Genomic DNA, 19,644 nt, shown 5'->3' on the forward strand with positions numbered 1-19,644 from the left:
CTTAAATATATTGTGCCAAGGAGTTTCCATGACCAGCCAGATCATAATCACCGCTTTCATTTGCACCGGAATTGGTGCGGTTGCGGGTTTTTTGTTCAAAAAATACATCACCGATCAAGAGAACGACGACGCGCGCAAATTGTCCGAACGGATTCTGGATGAAGCCAAGAAAGATGCGCAGGCGCACAAGAAAGAGGTTTTGCTCCAGGCCCAGGACGAGGTTTTTGCCCTGAAGAAGGAAGTCGAACAGGATGCCAAGGACCGCGAGCGTGAACTGAAAAAAAATGAGGCCAGGCTACAGGCCAAGGAAGAGCGTCTGGAAAAGAAGGTGGAGTCCCTGGCCTTGAAGGAAAGCGAGCTGGTCAGCCTTGAAAAGAAGGTTGCCAAGCAGGAGCGCGCCGTCGAGGAGAAGGAGGAGGGGCTGCAGGAATTGATCGTTGCCCAACAGACCCGTCTGGAGGAAATTTCCGGATTGACCGCCGAAGAGGCCCGCGCCCGTCTCATGCAGGAAATTGAGAGCAAGGCCCGCCATGAGGCGGCCAAGATGGTGCGGGTGATCGAGGTCGAGGCGCAGGAGACCGCGCATCGCAAGGCGCAGATGATCATTGCCAGCGCGGTTCAGCGCTACGCAGGTGATTATGTCTCCGAGCATACGGTCAGCTCGGTGGAGTTGCCCAGTGAAGACATGAAGGGCCGCATCATCGGCCGTGAAGGCCGCAACATCCGCGCCATCGAAGCGGCCACGGGTGTGGACCTGATTATCGACGACACGCCGGAAACGGTCATTTTGTCCGCTTACAACCCGTTGCGCCGTGAAGTGGCCAAACGTTCGCTGGAAAGATTGATCAGCGATGGCCGTATTCATCCCGCGCGTATCGAGGATATCGTCAAGAAGGTCGAAAAGGAGATGGATGTCCAGATCCGTGAAATCGGCGAGCAGGCCACTTTTGATCTCGGCGTGCACGGAATTCATCCCGAGATTGTCCGCCTGCTGGGTCAGCTGCGCTTCCGTACCAGTTTCACCCAGAATGTTCTGCAGCATTCCCTTGAAGTGGCGTTTTTGTGCGGAATCATGGCCGCCGAGCTTGGGCTGGACATCAAGAAGGCCAAACGGGCCGGCCTGCTGCATGATCTGGGCAAGGCCGTGGACCACGAAGTCGAGGGCCCGCATGCGCTCATCGGCGCTGATCTGGCCAAGAAGTATAACGAGTCCGCCGAAATCGTGCACGCCATCGCCGCGCACCATGAGGATGTCCCGCCAAAGTCCGTCTATGCCGTGCTGGTCCAGGCTGCTGATAGCCTCTCCGGAGCACGTCCCGGAGCGCGCAAGGAGCTTTTGGAGAGCTACGTGAAGCGCCTTGAGGAGCTCGAAGGGATTGCCACCGGATTTACCGGAGTGAGCAGGGCCTTCGCCATTCAGGCTGGCCGGGAAGTTCGCGTCATGGTGGATTGCGAGGCGGTCAACGACGATCAGATCTACATGCTGAGCAAGGATATCGCCAAGCAGATAGAGGAAAAGATGACCTACCCCGGTCAGATCCGGGTTACGGTCATCCGCGAGAAGAGGGCCGTGGGCATTGCCAAATAGTTCCCGAATGCGGATTCTCTTTCTTGGTGACATCGTAGGAAACAGCGGGCGGCAGATGGTTAAGGATCATCTGCCGCGTTTGCGTCGGGAATTGGAGCTGGACGTGGTGCTGGCCAACGGCGAGAACGCTTCCGGCGGGCTTGGGCTCTCGGCCAAAAGCGCCCAGGAGTTGCACAGATGCGGCGTCGATGTCCTGACCACCGGCAACCATGTCTGGAAATTTCCCGACATCCGGCCTGCGCTTGAGAATGAACCGTGGCTGCTGCGTCCGGGCAATTATCCCGCATCGGCGCCGGGCCGTGGCGCGGGCGTGTACGAACTGGGCGAAAACCTGCCGCCGCTCATGGTCATCAATCTGCAAGGCCGGACCTTCATGGAAGCCATCGACTGCCCGTTCGCGGTTGCCGAGACTCTGGTCGCAAAGGCTCCGCCCGAGGCCGTGATCGTGGTTGACATGCACGCCGAGGCCACCTCCGAGAAGCGCGCCCTGGTCCATCTGCTGCGCGGGCGGGTTCAGGCGGTGGTCGGCACGCACACCCATGTTCAGACCAATGACGCACGAATTTTAGACGAAATGACCGGTTATATCTCCGATCTTGGGATGTGCGGTCCGGAAGATTCCTGCCTGGGCATGGACAACGACATAATTTTACGCAGATTTCGAACGGGGTTGCCCCAGCGTTTTGAACTGGCCAAAGGGCCGTGCATGTTGAACGGGGCGCTTATGGAAGTGGATAACGGCCAATGCCGGTGCATTTCGGCATGGCAATACAGGGCATCTTAAAGAACAGGAACCGTCATGACAGATATGGAGCTTGCTCGGCAGCTTGAGCAGATCCGGCGCGGAAGCGTCGAGATCATCAACGAAGAGGAACTGATCGCAAAACTGCGCAGCGGCGCCCCGTTGCGGATCAAGGCCGGATTTGACCCCACCGCCCCGGACCTTCACCTTGGGCACACGGTACTGATCCAGAAGCTCAAGCATTTTCAGGAACTCGGACATCAGGTCATTTTTCTGATCGGTGATTTCACCGGCATGATTGGTGATCCCTCCGGGAAATCCGAAACGCGCAAGAAATTGACCCGCGAAGAGGTTCTCCGCAACGCCGAAACCTACAAGAAGCAGATTTTCAAGATCCTGGACCAGGAACGAACCGAAATCGCTTTTAACTCCACCTGGATGGACACGTTTTCCGCTGCGGATTTCATCGAGCTCTGCTCGCGGTACACCGTAGCCCGCATGCTTGAGCGCGATGATTTCGAGAAGCGGTTCAAGGGCAACCAGCCCATCTCCATCCACGAATTCCTGTATCCTCTTGTCCAGGGATACGACTCCGTGGCCCTCAGGGCCGATGTGGAGCTTGGCGGAACGGACCAGAAGTTCAATCTGCTCATGGGCCGCCACCTGCAGCGTGAGCACGGTCAGGCATCGCAGATCGTCTTGACCATGCCCATTCTGGAAGGTCTCGACGGAGTCCAGAAAATGAGCAAGTCGCTGGGCAACTACATTGGCATAGACGAGGCTCCGGGCGACATGTTCGGCAAGCTGATGTCCATCTCCGATGAGCTTATGTGGCGTTATTACGAATTGCTTTCCGACAGCTCTCTGGACCGGATCGCTACCCTGCGGGAGCAGGTTGGCTCCGGGGCCCTGCATCCCAAGACCGCCAAGGAGGATCTGGCCCAGGAGATCACGACACGGTTTCATGGGGCGGAGGCTGGCGCGGCAGCGCGTGAGGCTTTCAACGCCGTTTTCGCCAAGCAGGGCATTCCGGAGGACATCGAGGTTTTCACGGTTCAGGCCGGTGCGCTGCTGGTGGATATTCTGAGCGAGAGCGGCGTGTGCTCCTCCAAGGGCGATGCCCGCCGGATGTGCAAGCAAAACGCCGTGACCATCGACGGACGCAAGGAAGACGACGCTTCCTTCGCATTCGCGCCGGGGGAATACGTGCTGAAGATCGGCAAGAAAAGATTCTTGAAGCTTGTGACGGCTTAAGGGGGCGGGCTGATGTTTTCGATCTGGCGTAAAACCGTTCTGCTGGCGCGCATGGTCAAGATAGAACATTCGATCTTTGCCCTGCCGTTCGCCTATCTCGGGATGCTCTGGGCCGCAGACGGCTGGCCGGGCTGGAGGATATTTCTGGCCCTGACCGTGGCCATGGTGGCCGTGCGGTCCTTCGCCATGGCCGTCAATCGCCTTGCGGATCTTCCCATTGATTCCAAAAACCCGCGCACCCTGACCCGGCCTTTGGTGACGGGCGAACTCAAGGTTTCCGAAACGCTGGTTTTCATAGCCGTCAGCGCCCTTGTCTTCGTCGGGGGGTGCTGGCAGCTCAACTCCCTCTGTCTGGCGCTTTCTCCTCTGGCACTGGTCTGGTCCGCACTCTACAGCTACACCAAACGATTCACCTTTCTGTGCCATTTTTTTCTGGGCACTGTCCTTGGGCTTGCCCCCCTGGCCGGATGGCTCGCCGTGTCTCCGGAGATTGTGCTCGCTCCAGTCCTTTTGGGTCTGGGAGTGACGTTCTGGGTGGCCGGATTTGATATCCTCTACGCCTGCCAGGACGCCGAATTCGATCAGGCCGAGGGCCTGCATTCTTTGCCGGCAGGCAAAGGGGTGCCGATCGCGCTGGCTCTTTCGACCTTCAGCCATGTGATAACAGCCCTCTTTTTCCTTCTGGCCGGCTGGTCTGCCGGAGCCGGGCTTGTCTATGCGGGTTTTTGTCTGTTCGTGGCAGTGATCCTGCTTTTCGAGCACCGACTGATCAGTGCCGATGACCTGAGCAAGGTCAACCTGGCTTTTTTCACCTTGAACGGGTTTGTAGCGGTTTTCTTGTTTGCGGGCGCGGTCATCGACACGACGCTTGGGTAATTAATCTTCAGGGAGCATCTCATGCGCGAAGCCAACGTTTTTCCCACCTACAGAGGGGAAATGGAATATGTCTGCCTCGGTTGTAAGGCCAGATACCCCATCGACGAATTGCATTACACGTGTCCAAGCTGCAAGGGTGTTTTTCTGCTGGAGGACACACGTTTTTCCGAGTTGGAAAAGACACCCGGCACTGCCTGGCGCGATATTTTCGACCTGCGCGCGGCGACCAAGAATCCGGCCCTGCGCGGTATCTTCCGTTTTTACGAGCTGATGGCTCCTGTCGTGGCCGAAGAGGACATTGTCTATCTGGGGGAGGGCAACACCCCCGTGACCCGCTCCTCGTCCGCCCTGGAGCGTCTGGTGGGCCAACCCATGGCCTTCAAGAATGACGGCCAGAATCCGTCCGCGTCATTCAAGGATCGCGGCATGGCCTGCGCCTATTCGTATCTGCGCCATCTTGTCGCCAAACACGACTGGGACAATGTCCTGACCATCTGCGCCTCCACCGGTGATACCTCGGCCGCAGCGGCGCTCTACGCGGCGTATGTGGGCGCCCCCTTGACTTCGGTCGTGCTTTTGCCGCAGGGCAAGGTCACTGCGCAGCAACTGTCCCAGCCTCTCGGAAGTGGGGCAAAAGTACTCGAGATCCCTGGTGTTTTTGACGACTGCATGAAGGTGGTCGAGTATCTGGCCGATCATTATCGTGTGGCGCTCCTCAACTCCAAGAACGCCTGGCGCATCCTTGGGCAGGAGAGCTATGCCTTTGAAGTGGCGCAGTGGTATGATTGGGATCTGCGCGGCAAGGTTATTTTCGTGCCCATCGGCAATGCAGGAAACATCACGGCCATCATGAGCGGATTCCTGAAACTCCTGCGGCTTGGGATCATAGAGGCCCTGCCCCGCATCGTCGGAGTACAGTCCGAGCATGCAAATCCGGTGTTCAGGTACTATGCCCAGGACGCGGAGCAGCGCAGGTTCGAGGCCGTGAAGGTGCGCCCGTCAGTTGCCCAGGCGGCAATGATCGGCAATCCCGTGTCGTTTCCCCGGGTGGCGTACCTGGCCGAGCAGTACCAGAAGCTGGGTGGCGCGGGATCGTTTCAGGTCGTGCAGGTCAGCGAACAGCGCATCATCGAGTCCATGCTGCTTGCCAACCGGCATGGCCATATCGCCTGCACCCAGGGCGGAGAATGCCTGGCCGGGCTCCTTAAAGCCAAGGAGCTTGGACTCATGGAAGAAGGCGAGCTTGCCGTGCTTGACGCCACGGCGCATGCTTTGAAGTTCGCCGGATTTCAGGACATGTATTTTCATGATGGCTTCGGTCCCGAATTCGAGATCACGCCGGACAAAAAGCTGGCCAATGTGCCGCGCCTGGTCATTGATCAGGATGAAAAGTCGCGTCTGTCCGAGGATGCGTTTACGGTTCAGGCTGCCCAGAATGTGGTCGGCATCCTGGGGCTCGACAAAAAATGACGGCGTGTGTCTGAAACGCTCGAAAATAGAAATGGCCGGTGTGCGTAACCGGCCATTTCTGTTTTCTGAGGTAAGCGTACCTGCGCTAGGTGCCCGGCGGAAGGCCGAGTAGGGCGATGTCGTGGGCGTTGGCAAAAGCAAGGGCCTGGTCCTGCTCGAAAAAGATGCATCCGCCAGCCTCAAAGGCCAGGCACGTCGCCCCTACATCGGCCATGGCTTGCAGTGTCTTCAGGCCAAAAGCCGGAAGGTCGAGCCTTTTGTCCTGGGTCGGCTTTGGCCGCTTTACGACCACCGCGCCGGGGCCCCCAAGCTGTCCGCCGCGTCGTATGGCTGCGTCGGTGCCTTCAATGGCCTCGACGGCAAGAACGATTTTCTCCCGCACTACCAGGCACTGGCCGATGTCGAACTGTCCCAGGGATTGGGCCAGTTTCCATGCGAATTCTACATCTTCGCGCTCGGCTTGCGTGGGTCTTCTCTTGGTCAGGATCCCTTCGGGCGCGAGCAGGTTCGGCGAGTAGTGATGAGGCGCGACGACAGCCAGCCCTTCGCGTTCAAGTTCGGCAGTGAGCGCGCGCAGCAGTACGTCATCCCCGCGCGTCTTGATGGAAAAAAGAAGCCGTGCCGCTCGCCAGTCGGGTCGAAGATCAAGTGCCCTTGGCTTGTTGATGGGACCAGCCATGACCACGTGCGTGACGTGGTTGGCGGTGAAGAAATCGATGAGTTTGCCAAGCTGCCCAAGTTTGAGCCAGGAGAAATTGTCGCAGTGGGCCCTAAAGGCAGGATCGGTGTCGGAAGCGAATCCGACACCGATGACGCGTTCGCCGCGTTCTTTTGCCGTATTGGCCACGGTGATGGGAAATGAGCCGCCGCCCGCGATGATGCCAAGCGTTCTGGTCATGGCCAGTCTAGATGCGTTCAGGCGTTATCGTGCCTCGTTTGCTGCTGCGGATGAAGTCGAGGAGCTTCATGACCTGGGAGAAGTTGCCAAGCTCTGTCTCGACCTGCTGCATGACTTCGTTGCGTTCCTGGTTGGAGCGCCAGATCAGCTTGTAGGCGGATTTCAGGGCGTGAATCTCCTCGGAGGAAAACCCGTGCCTGCGCAAACCGATGAGGTTGAGCCCGCGCAATGTGGCGCGTTCGCCGACGGCCAGCATGAAGGGCGGCACGTCCTGGGCAACACCGGTTTTTCCGCCGATGAATGCGAAGTCACCGATGTTCACGAATTGGTGCACGGCCGAAAGACCGCCCACAACAACTTCATTGCCTACGACGACATGCCCGGCAAGGGTCGCGGCATTGGCCAGGACGTTGTTGTCTCCGACCACGCAGTCGTGCGCGATGTGGGAGTAGGCCATCATCAGGTTGTCCGACCCGACCTGGGTTATTCCGCCGCCGCCTTCGGTGCCGCGGTGGATGGTCGAAAATTCGCGGATTCTGTTGCGGTCCCCGATGACGAGCCTGCTCTCTTCCCCGCCGAATTTGAGATCCTGTGGTTCACCGCCGACGCAGGCCATGGAATGGATATGGTTTTTCGTGCCAAGGGTAGTAAAGCGCTTGATCTGGGCTCCGGCGTCGATGACGGTCTCGTCACCGATGTGAACCCCGTCTTCGATAACGGCAAACGGGCCGACCGTGACACCGGTGCCAAGATACGCATCCGGATGAACTACCGCTGAAGGGTGTATGTTTGTTTGCATCAGTCTTCCCTCGGAACCACGGAAGCGGTCAGGATGCCCTCAGCCACGACCTTTCCGTCGACCATGGCCTTGCCGTTGGTTTTCCACATGCTCATCTTGTGGCGTTCGTAGGTGACGTGCAGATGTAGCTGGTCACCGGGAAAAACGGGGCGACGAAAGCGAACTTTTTCCATTCCGGTGAACAGAAAAATCTTGCCCACGGTGTCCGCCGGAGGAAGACTCTTGATGACCATGATCCCACCAGCCTGGGCCAGTGCTTCAAGAATGAGCACGCCGGGCATGACTGGATAGGACGGGAAGTGACCCTGAAAGAAAGGTTCGTTGATGGATACGCACTTGATGGCGTGCACCGATTTCATGGGCTCGAAAGAGAGCACTCGATCGACCAGGAGGAAAGGATAGCGATGTGGAAGCAGATCCAGAATGTCACGGCTTACGATTTCGCCATTTTCAGGTTTGTTGATCATATCATTTCCCTTTGTTCGCAAGTTCTTCCCGGAGTGCGGCCAGTTCCTTTTCAAGTTTGCCGAGCCGCCGCTTCATGTCCGGTAGTTTGGGCATGATGGCCGAGGTCCGCAGGAATGATCCGTGGGACATGACCGGAATGCCGCTAAGGTCCTGGCCCGGCGGTACATCCTTGCCCACACCGGATTTGGCGCCGATTCGGCATCCGTCGCCAAGATTGATGTGCCCGGCGACCCCGACCTGTCCGGCCAGAACCACCCCGTTGCCCAGGGTGGTCGACCCTGCGATGCCGACCTGCGACACGATGATGCAGTTGCGTCCGACCCGAACATTGTGGCCAAGCTGAACCAGATTGTCGATCTTGGTCCCTTGCCCCACACGGGTTTCACCCAAGGCTGCACGATCTATGGTCGTGTTAGCCCCGATTTCCACATCGTCCTCGATCACGGTTCGGCCAATCTGGGGAAATTTGGTCATCCCCGAAGCCGCCTGGGCAAATCCGAATCCGTCGCTGCCCAGAACCGTTCCGGCATGCAGAATGACCCGCTTTCCGACCATCGTGCCAGCCATGAGCGAGCAGTTGGGATAGATTATGACGTCTTCGTCGACCACGCAGTCTTCGCCGATGTACGAGCCGCTGAATACGCGAACCCTCGCGCCGACCTTTGCCCCTCTGCCGATGAAGACAAAAGGAGCGATGGAGGCACTCGGGTCGATGCTTGCATCTTCGTGCACGAAGGCCAGGGGGCTCATGCCTTCGAAAGAGCCTTGCGGCTTGGCAAAAAGCTGAACGGCGCGTGCAAAATCAAGATACGGATTGGCGCTGATCAGGCATGACTTGGAATCAAGGGCCTGATCAGCGCTGACGAGGACAGCACCAGCGCCGGTCGTTTCAAGTTGCGGCGCATATTTGGGGTTGGCCAGAAAGGACAGTTCGGATTCTGAAGCATCGGCCAAGGTGTTGACCCCGGAGATCTCCATGTCACTGCCCTTCAAGGCTATGCCCAGACGGGATGCAATTTCAGAAAGAAGCATTACGAGCTCTGTTATTTGCCGCGCATGGCTTTGTTGAGTTCCGCCAGGATGGCGTTCGTGAGGTCGACGCTTTCCTGACCGTAGATCACTCCGCTGGCCTGCTTGTCGAAGATGGCGGTGTATCCGTTTTTCTTTCCGTAGCTCTCGATGACTTCAAGGAGCTTATCGATGATGGGCTTTGAAAGGTTCTGCTCGGCCTGCTGCAGTTTGCGCTGGTAGCTCTGGCCCATGTCCTGGAAGTCACGGACTTTGCGCTTGTACTGCGTTTCCTTGTCCATTTTAGCTTCCTGGCTGAGCATCATGGACTGCTTCTGAAGTTCGTCCTTCAAAGTGTCCAGCGCCTTCTTCTGGGTATCGAGGTTGTCCTTCATGTCCTTGAACTGGGACTTGAGCTGCTCCATGGCCTTGGAGCCGGGCTCGGACTTGGCGATGACCGTCTTCATATCAATAAAACCGATTTTGGTTTCGGCGCCTGCCGTCAGGGCCATGCAAAACACGAGAAAGATTGTCAGGATAAATGCACGCATGAAAAACTCCTCACCAATAATGTGTAATTTGACTTGTTGTTAAAAGAACTGTCCAACGGAAAATTCAAAACGGCCTTTTCTTTCATCGTCAACTTTGACGGTGTCCAGAGGGTAACCGTACTCCAGGCGCAACGGGCCCAGAGGCGAGTACCAGCGCACACCGGCACCGACACTCTTGTAGAGATCCATGTCAATGGATTCGTCATCGTCCCATGTCTTGCCGGCATCAAAGAAGACCAGCCCCACGATGCCCATCTCCTTGTGCAGTGGCACCAGATATTCCGCGTTGAAGAAGAAACTCTTGTTTCCGCCTTTTTCATCCCCTTCATCATAGCCGCTCTGCCCTTCTTTTTGGTCATAGACAGGAGAGATGGTGCGCTCCTTGTAGCCGCGTACCGAATTCATGCCCCCAAGGTAGAAGCGCTCGAAGGGAGGGATGCGTTCGCTGCCGTTCTCCATCACATATCCGGCCTGTGCATGCAGGTGGATGATGGTTTCCAGGAAGATCGGGAAATAGTGATTGGCGTCGGCAATGTATTTGACGAAATCGTCATCGCCTCCAATCAGGCCGCCGGCGTATTCCACAGAGAACTGGTGGGTAACGCCCTTGGAGGGATTGATGCGCCGGTCAGTCGTGTCGCGCTTGATGGAAGCGTACAGCGCGCTGGCCCAGTTCTGTCCTTCGATGTCTTTAATGACCTTGTCGGCGTCATCGTCGACGTTTTCGATGGTGTAGCGCTCAAGTCGGTAATTCCAGGACAGGTTGGTGTATTCTCCGAGCGGGTATCCGAAGAGCAGCCTGGCTCCCATGGCCTGCTTGTCGTAGTCGGAGTACTCGTTCATCGTGTTGTAGAGGCTCATGCCGACGCCCAGATCCGTGTCGTCGTAATGGGGATTCCAGAACGTGGCGGTGTAATCGGCGGACTTTGCGCTGATGGTCCCCTTGAAGCCAAGCTGGTAGCCCATGCCGAAGAGATTGCGCTCCAGCACCTGACCCGAGAAGAACACCTGCGAATAGCTTGAATAGCCTACGCCTGCGGAAAACTGCCCCGTGGGTTTCTCCTTGACCTTGACGCGCAGGTTGAGAGCGCTGGGATTGGCCGTGGGTTCCGGGGTGATCTCGACGGTCTCGAAGAAATCGAGCCTGTTGAGACGGGCATTGGACCTGCGCAGCAGTGATCCGTCGAAGAGGTCACCGTCGACGAGACGCATCTCGCGTCGGATGACGTTGTCCCTGGTCTTGGTGTTGCCCTCGATCAGAACACGGTTGATGGAGATCTTGTTGCCCTTGGACAATATGTAGGTGACGTCTAGCTTCTTTTCTTCTTCGTTGCGGGCCATGTTCACATCGGCTTCGGCGAAGGCGTATCCAAAGTTGGAGTAGTGTTCCACGAGTTTCTGCATGTCGGAGCGCAGAACAGAGCGGTCGAAAAATTCATTTTTGGCGGCCAGATCGTCCAGGGCGATGACGCTGTTCAGGTCTTCGGGGGTGGCGATCATCTCCCCTTCATACTTGACGGAAGCCACCGTGTAGCGCTCGCCTTCCTCGACCTGGAAGGTGACGGTGATGCCGTCATCCAGGTACGTGACTTCGGGCTGGCCCACCTTGGCGTTCAAGAAGCCTCGATTGCCGTAATAGGCTTCCAGGGCCGCCGCGTCGCGGTCCAGGATTTCTTCGCGTAGTACGCCCGTTCCCGTCATCCAGGACAGCATGCCGCGTTCGGTCAAGGCCAGTTCGTCCTTGAGGTCGGAAGGGTCGAGTTGCTTGGCGCCCTGGATGACGATGTCCGTCACGTAGAGCTTCTTGCCTTCCTTGACGATGATGTTGAGCCGCGCGCGCTTGGCGTCGGCCTGGGCCAAGGTGTAGTCGATCTCGGCGTTGTAGAAGCCGTCCTTGCGGTACAGTTCGCGTATCTTGCCCATGTCGTCCGCCAGGACCCGGGGATTGAGCACCGCTCCGGTCTTGGTGGCGATGGTGGCCAGCAGGTCGTCGGCGTCAAGTTCTTCCGCACCCTCGACGCTGATGGCCGAGATGAGCGGCTTTTCCTTGACGGTTATGATCAGGCGCTTGCCTTCGGCCGTGTCTTCCAGGGCGATGGCGATGTCGTCGAAGTACCCAAGTTCGTAGAGACTCTTGAGCTCGGTGTTGACGGTTTTTGGGTCGTAGACGTCACCGGGCTGGATCCTGAGCCGCATCAGGACCACGTCGTCGTCGAGGATTTCATTTCCGCGTACATCGATGGAAGCGATCCTATCTTTTTGCTGCACGCCGGTCTGGATTTTGGCCGCTGTGTCTTCAATGGCCGGCAGGATGTTGATCACACCCTCCTTGACCACGAAAAACGGTTTCGGCTCACGGACGCCGTAAGCTTCCACAAGCCTGGTGTCGATGCTGATGGTTTCTCCGATCTGGCTGAAACTGCCGTAGACGGCGTAAGCGGCTCCGGAGAGCAGCGCCATGTCCCTGGCGACTCCAAGATCCAGATATTCGACTTGCTGTTCCTGCAGGAGACGCACGGTTTCCTCTTGCGGGATCACTTCCAGGCCCAGGGCCGTCAGGCGATCCTGAAGCAGCTTGGGCAGGCTCTCCTCCAGATAGGCCAGCTCCGGTGCCGCGTTCACGGCAAATGGAAGCACGATGACCTTTTTCGTCGGTTCGGCGAACCCGGGAAGGGTACAGAAGAGACTCAGGATGACGATCAGACACAGGAAGGCATTACGCTTCATACAATTCTCCGGAACGCAGCTCCAATGTGCGGTGCATGCATTGGGCAAGTTCAGCATTGTGGGTAACGATGACCAGGGTGACTCCCTGATCCTTGTTCAGATGCAATAAAAGATCATTGACTTCCCGGCCTGTCCGTTCATCAAGGTTCCCGGTAGGTTCGTCGGCAAGTACCACGGCGGGTTCAAGCAGAATGGCCCGGGCAATGGCCGCCCGTTGTCTCTCTCCCCCGGACAGGGTGGTTACCCTGTGATGGCGTCGATGCGCAAGCCCCACCCGGGACAAAGCCGCGTCGGCCTTTTCCAGGGCCAGGCTCCTGGCCATTCCGCCGATGATGCCCGGCATGGCTACGTTTTCGCGGGTCGAGAATTCGGGCAGCAGATGGTGGAACTGGAAAACAAAGCCCATGTTCCTGTTGCGGATACGGGCCCGTTCTTTCCAGCCAAGGGTTGATATGTCCGCCCCGTTGAACAGGATGGAGCCGCTCGAAGGCACGTCCAGCGTGCCCATGAGCTGCAGCAGCGTGCTTTTGCCCGATCCCGAAGCGCCGACGATGGCCAGGGAATCTCCGCCGAGCACTGTCAGGTCGACGCCGGAAAGGACGGTGATGGTTTCCTCGCCCTGTTCATAGGCCTTGCCGACGCCTTGCAGACGGTAGACTTCACTCATAGCGCAGCGCCTCTGTGGGGTGCATTTTCGAGGCCTGCCTGGCCGGGTACAACGTAGCCAGGAAGCATAGCGCCATGGCCGCTACGGCGATGAGGGACATGTCGAGAAGTTCTATTTTTACGGGCAAGTGGTCCAGATAATAGACATCCGCCGGGAGTTTGATGAACTGGTATTTCTGGAGCAGGGAGCAGATGGCAAGTCCCAGCCCGAATCCGATGCTGGTCCCGACGGCCCCTATGAGCGAGCCCTGCAGGATGAAGATGTTGCGGATCTGGGGAGGCGTGGCGCCAAGAGCCATGAGTACGGCGATGTCCTTGGTTTTTTCCATGACCATCATGACCAGGGTGGTAATAATGGAAAAGGAGCCTACCAGCACGATCATGATCAAGATGACCGCCATGGCCGTCTTTTCAAGCTTCAGCGCCGCAAAGAGATTCTGGTTCATCTCTATCCAGTTGCGCGAATAAAGGGGGAATCCGCCCAGCGCGCGAACCAGCGCTTCGCCGATCTTCTGCACGCCGTCTATGTCCGAGACCTTGTATTCGATTCCGGTCACGAAATCCCCGTCAAAGCCCAGAATTCTCTGTGCCTCGGGGATGGACACAAAAGCCAGGGACGAGTCGTACTCGAACATGCCGGAACTAAAGATGCCGACTACGTTGAAGAAAACGATCTTCGGAGAAAATCCGGCGGCTGATTTCTTTCCGCTTGGCGCGAGCAGGCTTACCCTGCTGCCGATGGCCAGGCCCAGCCGCGAAGCCAGTTCCTTGCCGATGACGATGCCCGGAATGTCGCCCGCATTGCCCAAATCCGCGAGGCTGCCGCTGACCAGATCCTTTTCGACGGTCAGGACCGTCCCGGCGCTTTGCGGGTCCACGCCGCGCAGCACGACGCCTTTGACCCCCGAGGGGGTGGAGAGCATGACTTCGTAGTAGATGAATGGCGTGGCGGCGACGACGCCCTCGACCTTCAGGCTTTTTTGTACCAGGCGATCGTAATCGCCGATGGTCTGTTTGACCGAGCCGAGGATGAGGTGGGAGTTGATGCCCAGAATCTTGTCGCGCAGGTTTTCGCTGAAGCCGTTCATGACCCCGAGGACCACGATCAGCGAGGCCACGCCAATGGCCACGCCCAGCACGGAGATGAGCGAGATGACGGAAATGAAGGCCTGCTTGCGCCGGGCCAGGAGATACCGCAGGGAAACGAACAATTCAAAGTGCATGGGTTCTCGCTCTGAAAGACCGGTGCCACACCCCGCCAAGGCCAGGTCGGACCTATCCGACGATTTCAGGCCGTAGCAGCGGGAAGAGAATGACTTCCCGGATGGACGGAGAGTCCGTCAGCAGCATGACCAGACGGTCAATGCCGATGCCCTGTCCGGCTGCTGGAGGCATGCCGTATTCCAGGGCGCGGATATAGTCTTCGTCCATGGCGTGGGCCTCGTCGTCGCCGGCGGCTTTTTCCCGCACCTGTTCCTCGAAGCGATCCTTCTGGTCATACGGATCGTTCAGCTCGGAAAAGGCATTGGCCATTTCTTGCCCGCAGATGAACAGTTCGAATCGATCCGTGATTTCGGGATTCTGGTCGTTCTTGCGGGACAGGGGGGAGATGTCTGTCGGGTAATGATAAATGAAATGGGGCTGGATCAGCTTGGGCTCGACCAGATTGTCAAAGAGCTTGGCCTGGAGCTTGCCGAGCTTCTCCTTGGGGTGCACGGTTTCGCCCAGCTTCTGGGCCAGATCCTTGCATTTGCCGTAATCGAGGTAGATTTCCGGGGATACGCCGCCGATGGTTTCCAGGGATTCATGAAAGGGCATGCGCACCCAGCCATCCTGAAGATCGATGACATTGCCCTGATACTCAACCAGATGCGTCCCACAGACTGACTTGGCCAGGCCGCAAAGGAGTTCCTGGGTCAGGTCCATGAGGTCGACGAAGGTTGCATACGCCCAGTAGAATTCGATCATGGTGAATTCGGGATTGTGGCGGGTGTCGATGCCTTCGTTGCGGAAGTTGCGGTTGATCTCGTAGACTCGGTCAAATCCGCCCACGAGCAGACGCTTGAGGTAAAGCTCGGGAGCGATGCGCAGAAAAAGGTCCATGTCGAGCGCGTTGTGGTGCGTGCGGAAGGGCTTGGCCGTGGCGCCGCCGGCGATGGGCTGCATCATGGGCGTTTCCACTTCCAGGAACCTGCGTTCGTTCAGGAAGTTGCGGATGAACTGCACTATGGCCGTGCGTTTTCGGAAGATGTCGCGAGCTCGGTCATTCACCAGCAGGTCCACGTAGCGCTGGCGATACCGCGTCTCGACATCCTTCAGGCCGTGGTATTTTTCTGGCAGGGGACGCATGGACTTGGAAAGCAGGCGTACCTCGGAAGACTTGATGGTAAGTTCCCCGGTCTTGGTGCGGAAAAGGGCGCCGGTGACACCGACGATGTCGCCGATCTCGAATTTCTTGAACACGCCGTACTGTTCAACTCCCAGGTCATCGCGCTGGGCGTAGACCTGAATCTTGCCGCTGGTGTCCTGGACATGGAAGAATGTCGCCTTGCCAAAGGAGCGATGGGCCATGATCCGGCCGCTCAGGGCAAAGGTCAGTCCTTCCTGTTCAAGGACGCTCTCGTCCTTTTCGCCGTGCGCTTCGAGAACGTCGCCAATTTCCGCGGAACGGCGAAAATCATTGGGATATAAGGGAATGCCCGCATCAAGCAGAAACTGCGCCTTTTCCTTGCGGTGGCGCAGCAGTTGCTTCTCGCTCGGGGCATTGGTCTGGTCTTTTGTCAAGGAAAGTCTCCGTTTCGGGAATGATAGCGTCAAACAAACAAATTCGGGTATTGGAAATTGGACCTATCGTCAAGAAAAGTCAATGTCCGGGAGGTGGCGCTAGATCTGGAAATCCGTCGGTTTGGAGTCTCCTTGCCAGGCTTGCGCCGTTTCTGAAGACCTTTTCGCAGGGCATGCCGATCCTCGCTAAAAGACGGCCCAGGGCTGCCTGCTGCTCATCGGGGGCGAAGAGCGGGTAATCGCTACCGAAAAGAATCCGCTCGGGATCATGCCGCTTCAGGATTGCCGCGAATGCCGGCTCGGGAACCACTCCCGGACAGCAGGACGTATCCATGTAAAGATCGAGCCCGGCGAGGTGGGCGAGAGTCTCTTCCCAAAGGTAAAGTCCGCCTAGATGCGCGGCGATGACCGCAAGGCCGGGGAAGCGTTTCAGGATCAAGGCCAGGTCGCGTGGGCGGGACAGGGTCGCGCCTGCCTTCTTGATCGGGCCCATGTGGATCATCATGAGGAACCGCCCTTGCGCGGCTTCCCAGACAGGATTCCAGCGTGGAGAATCCAGCGCGATGCCGCAGAGGTCGGGGTGGATCTTGAGGCCCCGGATGCCGTTTCGTTCCAGTCGATCCAGTTCGGCCTCCCAGGACGGATGGCCCGGGTGCACGGTGCCGAGGGGGATAAGCCGGGAGTGCGCGCGGCGCAGGGAAAGCATCCATGAATTGGCCGGGATCAGCTGGTCCGGGCGCAGGGCGGCGGTGAAGCACAGCGCATGGGACAATCCGGCGCGGTCCAGGTGCTTGAGGAGATCTTCTGCCGAGCCGTCTCCGGCCGGACGTGTTCCAAACTCGCGGCCGATGGCTGCGGCAAGCTTGGGCGCAATTTTCGGCGGGAACACATGGGCGTGGCAATCGACCATGCGCCTCTAGCCGAACAGGGCCGAGAGCCAGTCCGGAATGCGGACAGGCCTGCCCTGGACGTTGACCACCGCATGTTGGGTCGAGCCACGGGTCAGGACCGCGCTCTGGTCCTCATTGGTGATTTCATAGATGAAGTTCAGGCTGGCCCGGGACCGACTGGCCAGACCGGTGCGGATGTGGATGATCTCGTCGTAGCGGGCGGGAGCGAGATAGCGACACGTGGCGTCGCGTACCGGCAGGAAGATGCCGCGTTCCTCCACGGTTGCGTAGCTGAAACCAAGGCCCCGGATCAGTTCGCCTCGGCCGCGCTCGAAGAGGTGCAGGTAATTGGCGTAATAGACTACGCCCATGGCGTCGGTTTCACCGTAAGAGACGCGGTGGGCGAGCCAGCACGAAGGCTGTGGGAAATCAGCCTTCATGCGCCGGGTTCCAGGCAGAAGTTCAGCAGATCGCGGCCTTCCTTCAGAAAAAGGCCCGCGCCTTGCGCCGTTTCCTCATTGAAGACGCCGGGTCCGTCGGTCCTTGGCGCTTGCGTTCTGTAGACCAGGAAGGGCACCGCATCCTCGGTGTGGGTCCGGCGGACGACGGGGGTGAAGTGATCGCAGGTCACCACTATGGTCGCGTCCTCATGCGCAAGGGCCGCCAGAATCGGGGCCACGATGCGCTGGTCGAAAAGCTCGATGGCGTGTTTTTTCAGTTCCGCGTCACCCATGTGCCCGCATTCGTCCGGGGCCTCGACGTGCAGATAGACAAAGTCGCCGTGTTCGAGAAAATTCAGCGCCGCCTCGACCTTGCCTTCGTAATTGGTATCGATGAGGCCGTTTGCGCCCTCGACCTCAAGGACATCCATGCCTGCGGCCCGTCCCAGTCCCTTGACCAGATCTACGGCCGAGACCACCGCCCCGCGCAGGCCGAAGCGTTCGGCAAAATCGGGCAGGGTCAGCGGCCGTCCCTGTCCCCATGGCCAGATCGATGTGGCCTTGGAGGTCGTGTCGGCGCGCAGATATTCGTGAGCCGAGCGCATGAATTCGAGCATTTCCGGGAAGGATGCGTACGCTTCAAGGTCCTGGGCGATATTCTGGTCCAGGATGTCGTGGGGAGGGCGGATGGCCAGATCCACCGCACTTGTCAGCGCTCCGCTCCGTTGCACCAGAAGGTGACGGTACTGGATGCCCTGGACCGGCTGGAAAGGGCCGCCTTCGGCCATTGTCGCAAGTCGGGCGACCAGAGGGGCGGCAGTGTCGGTGCTTATATGGCCGGAGGAATAGTCCTGCATCACGCCTTCATCCGCGAGTTCCGTCAGGCGAACAAGGTTCATGCGCCAGACCAGGTCGCTTGGGTCGAGGGTCAGTCCCTGGGCGGCGGCTTCGATGGGCCCGCGTCCGGTGTGATGCGTTCGCGGGTCGTAGCCCAGCAGGCTCATGTTGGCCACGTCGGAGCCAGGGGGCATGCCCTGGGGAACGGTCTGGCACAGGCCGCAGCGGGATTTGGGCGCCAGAAAGTCAAGCGTCGGAGTGCTCGCGGCCTGCAGGGAGGTGCGCCCTCCCAGAATGTCGAGGGGCCAGCCGGCCATGCCGTCGGCCACCAGAAAAACGGTTTTTGACATCAGATGATCCTGTAGTGCACCGGCGGGTCGAGCACGAAGCTGAATTTCTTGATGGTGTCCAGGGCTGCGGTCACATTCTGCATCTGCGCCGAATGGCTGATGAACACTATCGGAACGCCGTCGTTGGGCGCGTACTGGCGCTGCACGACCTGGGCGATGCTGATGTTGTACTCGCCCATGACCCCGGCGATGGAGGCCATGACGCCGGGGCGGTCAACCACCGTGAAGCGGAAATAGTGACGGAACACGGTCAGTTCGGGGGCCAGGATCTGCGCCTGAGGCAGCCTGGTCTCCAGGAAGCCCGTGTTGTTGGGTACGCAGTTGGTGCGGGCCAGGGCCAGAATGTCGGCCAGGACGGCGCTGCCCGTGGGCAGATCACCCGCGCCCTGTCCGTAGAGCATGACCGGTCCCACGGCGTTGCCTTCGAGCAGAATGGAATTGAACGGACCGTCGACCTTGGCCAGGATGTGATCCTGGCGCAGCAGGGCCGGGTAGACCCCGGCGTGCAGCATGCCGGACTTGTCGCGGACCTGGGCCAGGAGCTTTAAGCGGTAGCCGAATTCCTTGGCAAGGATGATGTCGAACTGCTCGACTTTGGAGATGCCTTCCACCGTGAGCTTGCTCATGGGGTAGTCCTGGCCATAGGCCAGTCGGATGAGGATGACCAACTTGTGGGCCGCGTCGATGCCCTCTACGTCCAGGGTCGGATCGGCTTCGGCGTAGCCCTTGGCCTGCGCCTTGCCCAGGACCGTGGCGAAGTCCTCTCCCTTTTCGGACATTTCGGACATGATGAAATTGGCAGTGCCGTTCAGGATGCCGGTCAGTGCCTTGATGCGGTTCCCGGCCAGGCTCTCCTTGAGGGTCTGGATGATGGGGATGCCACCGGCGACACTGGCCTCGTAATAGAGGCCGAGGTTTTTGCTGGCCGCCAGTTCGAAAAGTTCCGGACCGTGCTCGGCCAGAAGCGCCTTGTTGGCCGTAACCACGGATTTGCCGCTGCCGAGGGCCCGGGTGATCAGGGTGCGCGGAAATTCGATGCCACCGGCCAGCTCGACGATGATATCGATTTTGGGATCGTTTATCAGATCGTCCATGCTGGTGGTGAAGGTCGTGTCCGGGGATGGGATGACGTTTCTGGATTTGTCCAGATCGCGGACCATGATGGTTTTGACCTTCAGGGTTTTGCCCAGTCTGCGTTCGATCCAGTCGTTGTTTTCCTGGATGATTTTTATGAGCCCGGAACCTACGGTGCCAAGGCCGGCCAAGCCGAGATGGATGACAGAGTCTTTCAAGGAA

General features: G+C 58.6%; 18 protein-coding genes. 5 read left to right on the forward strand and 13 right to left on the reverse strand.

Going from position 1 to position 19,644, the window contains the following annotated elements; all coding sequences use genetic code 11:
- The first annotated feature begins 28 nt into the window (after positions 1-28).
- From rny to thrC, 5 genes are read left to right on the forward strand one after another with little or no spacing between them, the layout of a single operon-like run.
- The gene (gene rny, locus BMZ40_RS01685; RefSeq protein ID WP_092193290.1) at positions 29-1,588 is read left to right on the forward strand and encodes a ribonuclease Y; all 1,560 of its coding nucleotides are present in this window, start codon (positions 29-31) and stop codon (positions 1,586-1,588) included.
- A gap of 7 nt (positions 1,589-1,595) precedes the next feature.
- Positions 1,596-2,372, forward strand: a complete 777-nt coding sequence (locus BMZ40_RS01690; protein ID WP_092372392.1) for a TIGR00282 family metallophosphoesterase — start codon at positions 1,596-1,598, stop codon at positions 2,370-2,372.
- Positions 2,373-2,387: 15 nt separating this feature from the next.
- A complete protein-coding gene (gene tyrS, locus BMZ40_RS01695) occupies positions 2,388-3,584 on the forward strand; it encodes a tyrosine--tRNA ligase (protein WP_092372393.1) in 1,197 nt (398 codons plus the stop codon).
- A gap of 12 nt (positions 3,585-3,596) precedes the next feature.
- On the forward strand, positions 3,597-4,460 hold the full coding sequence (locus tag BMZ40_RS01700; protein ID WP_092372394.1) for a UbiA-like polyprenyltransferase: 864 nt from the start codon (positions 3,597-3,599) through the stop codon (positions 4,458-4,460).
- Positions 4,461-4,481: 21 nt separating this feature from the next.
- Entirely contained in the window at positions 4,482-5,930 is a 1,449-nt protein-coding gene (gene thrC / locus BMZ40_RS01705; RefSeq protein WP_092372395.1) for a threonine synthase, read from the forward strand.
- Positions 5,931-6,015: 85 nt separating this feature from the next.
- Here the strand turns inward: thrC and BMZ40_RS01710 are convergent, their stop codons facing one another.
- The 13 genes from BMZ40_RS01710 to BMZ40_RS01770 all read right to left on the reverse strand — a co-directional run bounded on the left by BMZ40_RS01710 (position 6,016) and on the right by BMZ40_RS01770 (position 19,640).
- Complete coding sequence (locus BMZ40_RS01710) at positions 6,016-6,828, reverse strand: LpxI family protein (RefSeq protein ID WP_092372396.1); 813 nt, start codon at positions 6,826-6,828, stop codon at positions 6,016-6,018.
- A gap of 7 nt (positions 6,829-6,835) precedes the next feature.
- Positions 6,836-7,627 carry an acyl-ACP--UDP-N-acetylglucosamine O-acyltransferase gene (gene lpxA / locus BMZ40_RS01715; RefSeq protein ID WP_092372397.1) on the reverse strand — a complete coding sequence of 264 codons (792 nt, stop codon included), beginning with the start codon at positions 7,625-7,627 and terminating at the stop codon, positions 6,836-6,838.
- Entirely contained in the window at positions 7,627-8,091 is a 465-nt protein-coding gene (gene fabZ, locus BMZ40_RS01720; protein WP_425429348.1) for a 3-hydroxyacyl-ACP dehydratase FabZ, read from the reverse strand. Before fabZ ends, lpxA begins: the two co-directional genes overlap by 1 nt.
- Before the next feature lie 4 nt (positions 8,092-8,095).
- Positions 8,096-9,127 carry a UDP-3-O-(3-hydroxymyristoyl)glucosamine N-acyltransferase gene (gene lpxD, locus BMZ40_RS01725; protein ID WP_092372399.1) on the reverse strand — a complete coding sequence of 344 codons (1,032 nt, stop codon included), beginning with the start codon at positions 9,125-9,127 and terminating at the stop codon, positions 8,096-8,098.
- An 11-nt stretch (positions 9,128-9,138) separates the two neighbouring features.
- Positions 9,139-9,654: an OmpH/Skp family outer membrane protein gene (locus BMZ40_RS01730; protein WP_092372400.1), complete on the reverse strand. Its 516-nt coding sequence runs from the start codon at positions 9,652-9,654 to the stop codon at positions 9,139-9,141.
- A gap of 39 nt (positions 9,655-9,693) precedes the next feature.
- Positions 9,694-12,381, reverse strand: coding sequence for an outer membrane protein assembly factor BamA (gene bamA / locus BMZ40_RS01735; RefSeq protein ID WP_092372401.1), 2,688 nt, complete (start codon positions 12,379-12,381; stop codon positions 9,694-9,696).
- Entirely contained in the window at positions 12,371-13,048 is a 678-nt protein-coding gene (locus tag BMZ40_RS01740) for an ABC transporter ATP-binding protein (RefSeq protein WP_092193312.1), read from the reverse strand. The genes bamA and BMZ40_RS01740 overlap by 11 nt, the downstream gene beginning before the upstream one ends.
- The gene (locus BMZ40_RS01745) at positions 13,041-14,270 is read right to left on the reverse strand and encodes a lipoprotein-releasing ABC transporter permease subunit (RefSeq protein ID WP_092372402.1); all 1,230 of its coding nucleotides are present in this window, start codon (positions 14,268-14,270) and stop codon (positions 13,041-13,043) included. The genes BMZ40_RS01740 and BMZ40_RS01745 overlap by 8 nt, the downstream gene beginning before the upstream one ends.
- A 52-nt stretch (positions 14,271-14,322) precedes the next feature.
- Positions 14,323-15,831, reverse strand: coding sequence for a lysine--tRNA ligase (lysS, locus tag BMZ40_RS01750; RefSeq protein ID WP_092372403.1), 1,509 nt, complete (start codon positions 15,829-15,831; stop codon positions 14,323-14,325).
- 79 nt (positions 15,832-15,910) lie between these two features.
- Positions 15,911-16,741 carry an amidohydrolase family protein gene (locus BMZ40_RS01755; RefSeq protein WP_092372404.1) on the reverse strand — a complete coding sequence of 277 codons (831 nt, stop codon included), beginning with the start codon at positions 16,739-16,741 and terminating at the stop codon, positions 15,911-15,913.
- A 6-nt stretch (positions 16,742-16,747) separates the two neighbouring features.
- Positions 16,748-17,161 carry an acyl-CoA thioesterase gene (locus BMZ40_RS01760; protein WP_092372405.1) on the reverse strand — a complete coding sequence of 138 codons (414 nt, stop codon included), beginning with the start codon at positions 17,159-17,161 and terminating at the stop codon, positions 16,748-16,750.
- On the reverse strand, positions 17,158-18,348 hold the full coding sequence (locus BMZ40_RS01765; RefSeq protein ID WP_092372406.1) for a cofactor-independent phosphoglycerate mutase: 1,191 nt from the start codon (positions 18,346-18,348) through the stop codon (positions 17,158-17,160). The genes BMZ40_RS01760 and BMZ40_RS01765 overlap by 4 nt, the downstream gene beginning before the upstream one ends.
- Complete coding sequence (locus tag BMZ40_RS01770; RefSeq protein WP_092372407.1) at positions 18,348-19,640, reverse strand: homoserine dehydrogenase; 1,293 nt, start codon at positions 19,638-19,640, stop codon at positions 18,348-18,350. Before BMZ40_RS01770 ends, BMZ40_RS01765 begins: the two co-directional genes overlap by 1 nt.
- Positions 19,641-19,644: the final 4 nt, after the last annotated feature.

Source organism: Desulfomicrobium apsheronum, assembly GCF_900114115.1.
Classification (GTDB): domain Bacteria; phylum Desulfobacterota; class Desulfovibrionia; order Desulfovibrionales; family Desulfomicrobiaceae; genus Desulfomicrobium; species Desulfomicrobium apsheronum.

Excerpts from the sequence above, each read along its gene's own strand:
- rny (WP_092193290.1), top strand. The coding sequence starts at position 29 with ATGACCAGCCAGATCATAATCACCGCTTTCATTTGCACCGGAATTGGT.
- BMZ40_RS01690 (WP_092372392.1), top strand. The coding sequence starts at position 1,596 with ATGCGGATTCTCTTTCTTGGTGACATCGTAGGAAACAGCGGGCGGCAG.
- tyrS (WP_092372393.1), top strand. The coding sequence starts at position 2,388 with ATGACAGATATGGAGCTTGCTCGGCAGCTTGAGCAGATCCGGCGCGGA.
- BMZ40_RS01700 (WP_092372394.1), top strand. The coding sequence starts at position 3,597 with ATGTTTTCGATCTGGCGTAAAACCGTTCTGCTGGCGCGCATGGTCAAG.
- thrC (WP_092372395.1), top strand. The coding sequence starts at position 4,482 with ATGCGCGAAGCCAACGTTTTTCCCACCTACAGAGGGGAAATGGAATAT.
- BMZ40_RS01710 (WP_092372396.1), bottom strand. The coding sequence starts at position 6,828 with ATGACCAGAACGCTTGGCATCATCGCGGGCGGCGGCTCATTTCCCATC.
- lpxA (WP_092372397.1), bottom strand. The coding sequence starts at position 7,627 with ATGCAAACAAACATACACCCTTCAGCGGTAGTTCATCCGGATGCGTAT.
- lpxD (WP_092372399.1), bottom strand. The coding sequence starts at position 9,127 with ATGCTTCTTTCTGAAATTGCATCCCGTCTGGGCATAGCCTTGAAGGGC.
- BMZ40_RS01730 (WP_092372400.1), bottom strand. The coding sequence starts at position 9,654 with ATGCGTGCATTTATCCTGACAATCTTTCTCGTGTTTTGCATGGCCCTG.
- bamA (WP_092372401.1), bottom strand. The coding sequence starts at position 12,381 with ATGAAGCGTAATGCCTTCCTGTGTCTGATCGTCATCCTGAGTCTCTTC.
- BMZ40_RS01740 (WP_092193312.1), bottom strand. The coding sequence starts at position 13,048 with ATGAGTGAAGTCTACCGTCTGCAAGGCGTCGGCAAGGCCTATGAACAG.
- BMZ40_RS01745 (WP_092372402.1), bottom strand. The coding sequence starts at position 14,270 with ATGCACTTTGAATTGTTCGTTTCCCTGCGGTATCTCCTGGCCCGGCGC.
- BMZ40_RS01755 (WP_092372404.1), bottom strand. The coding sequence starts at position 16,741 with ATGGTCGATTGCCACGCCCATGTGTTCCCGCCGAAAATTGCGCCCAAG.
- BMZ40_RS01760 (WP_092372405.1), bottom strand. The coding sequence starts at position 17,161 with ATGAAGGCTGATTTCCCACAGCCTTCGTGCTGGCTCGCCCACCGCGTC.
- BMZ40_RS01765 (WP_092372406.1), bottom strand. The coding sequence starts at position 18,348 with ATGTCAAAAACCGTTTTTCTGGTGGCCGACGGCATGGCCGGCTGGCCC.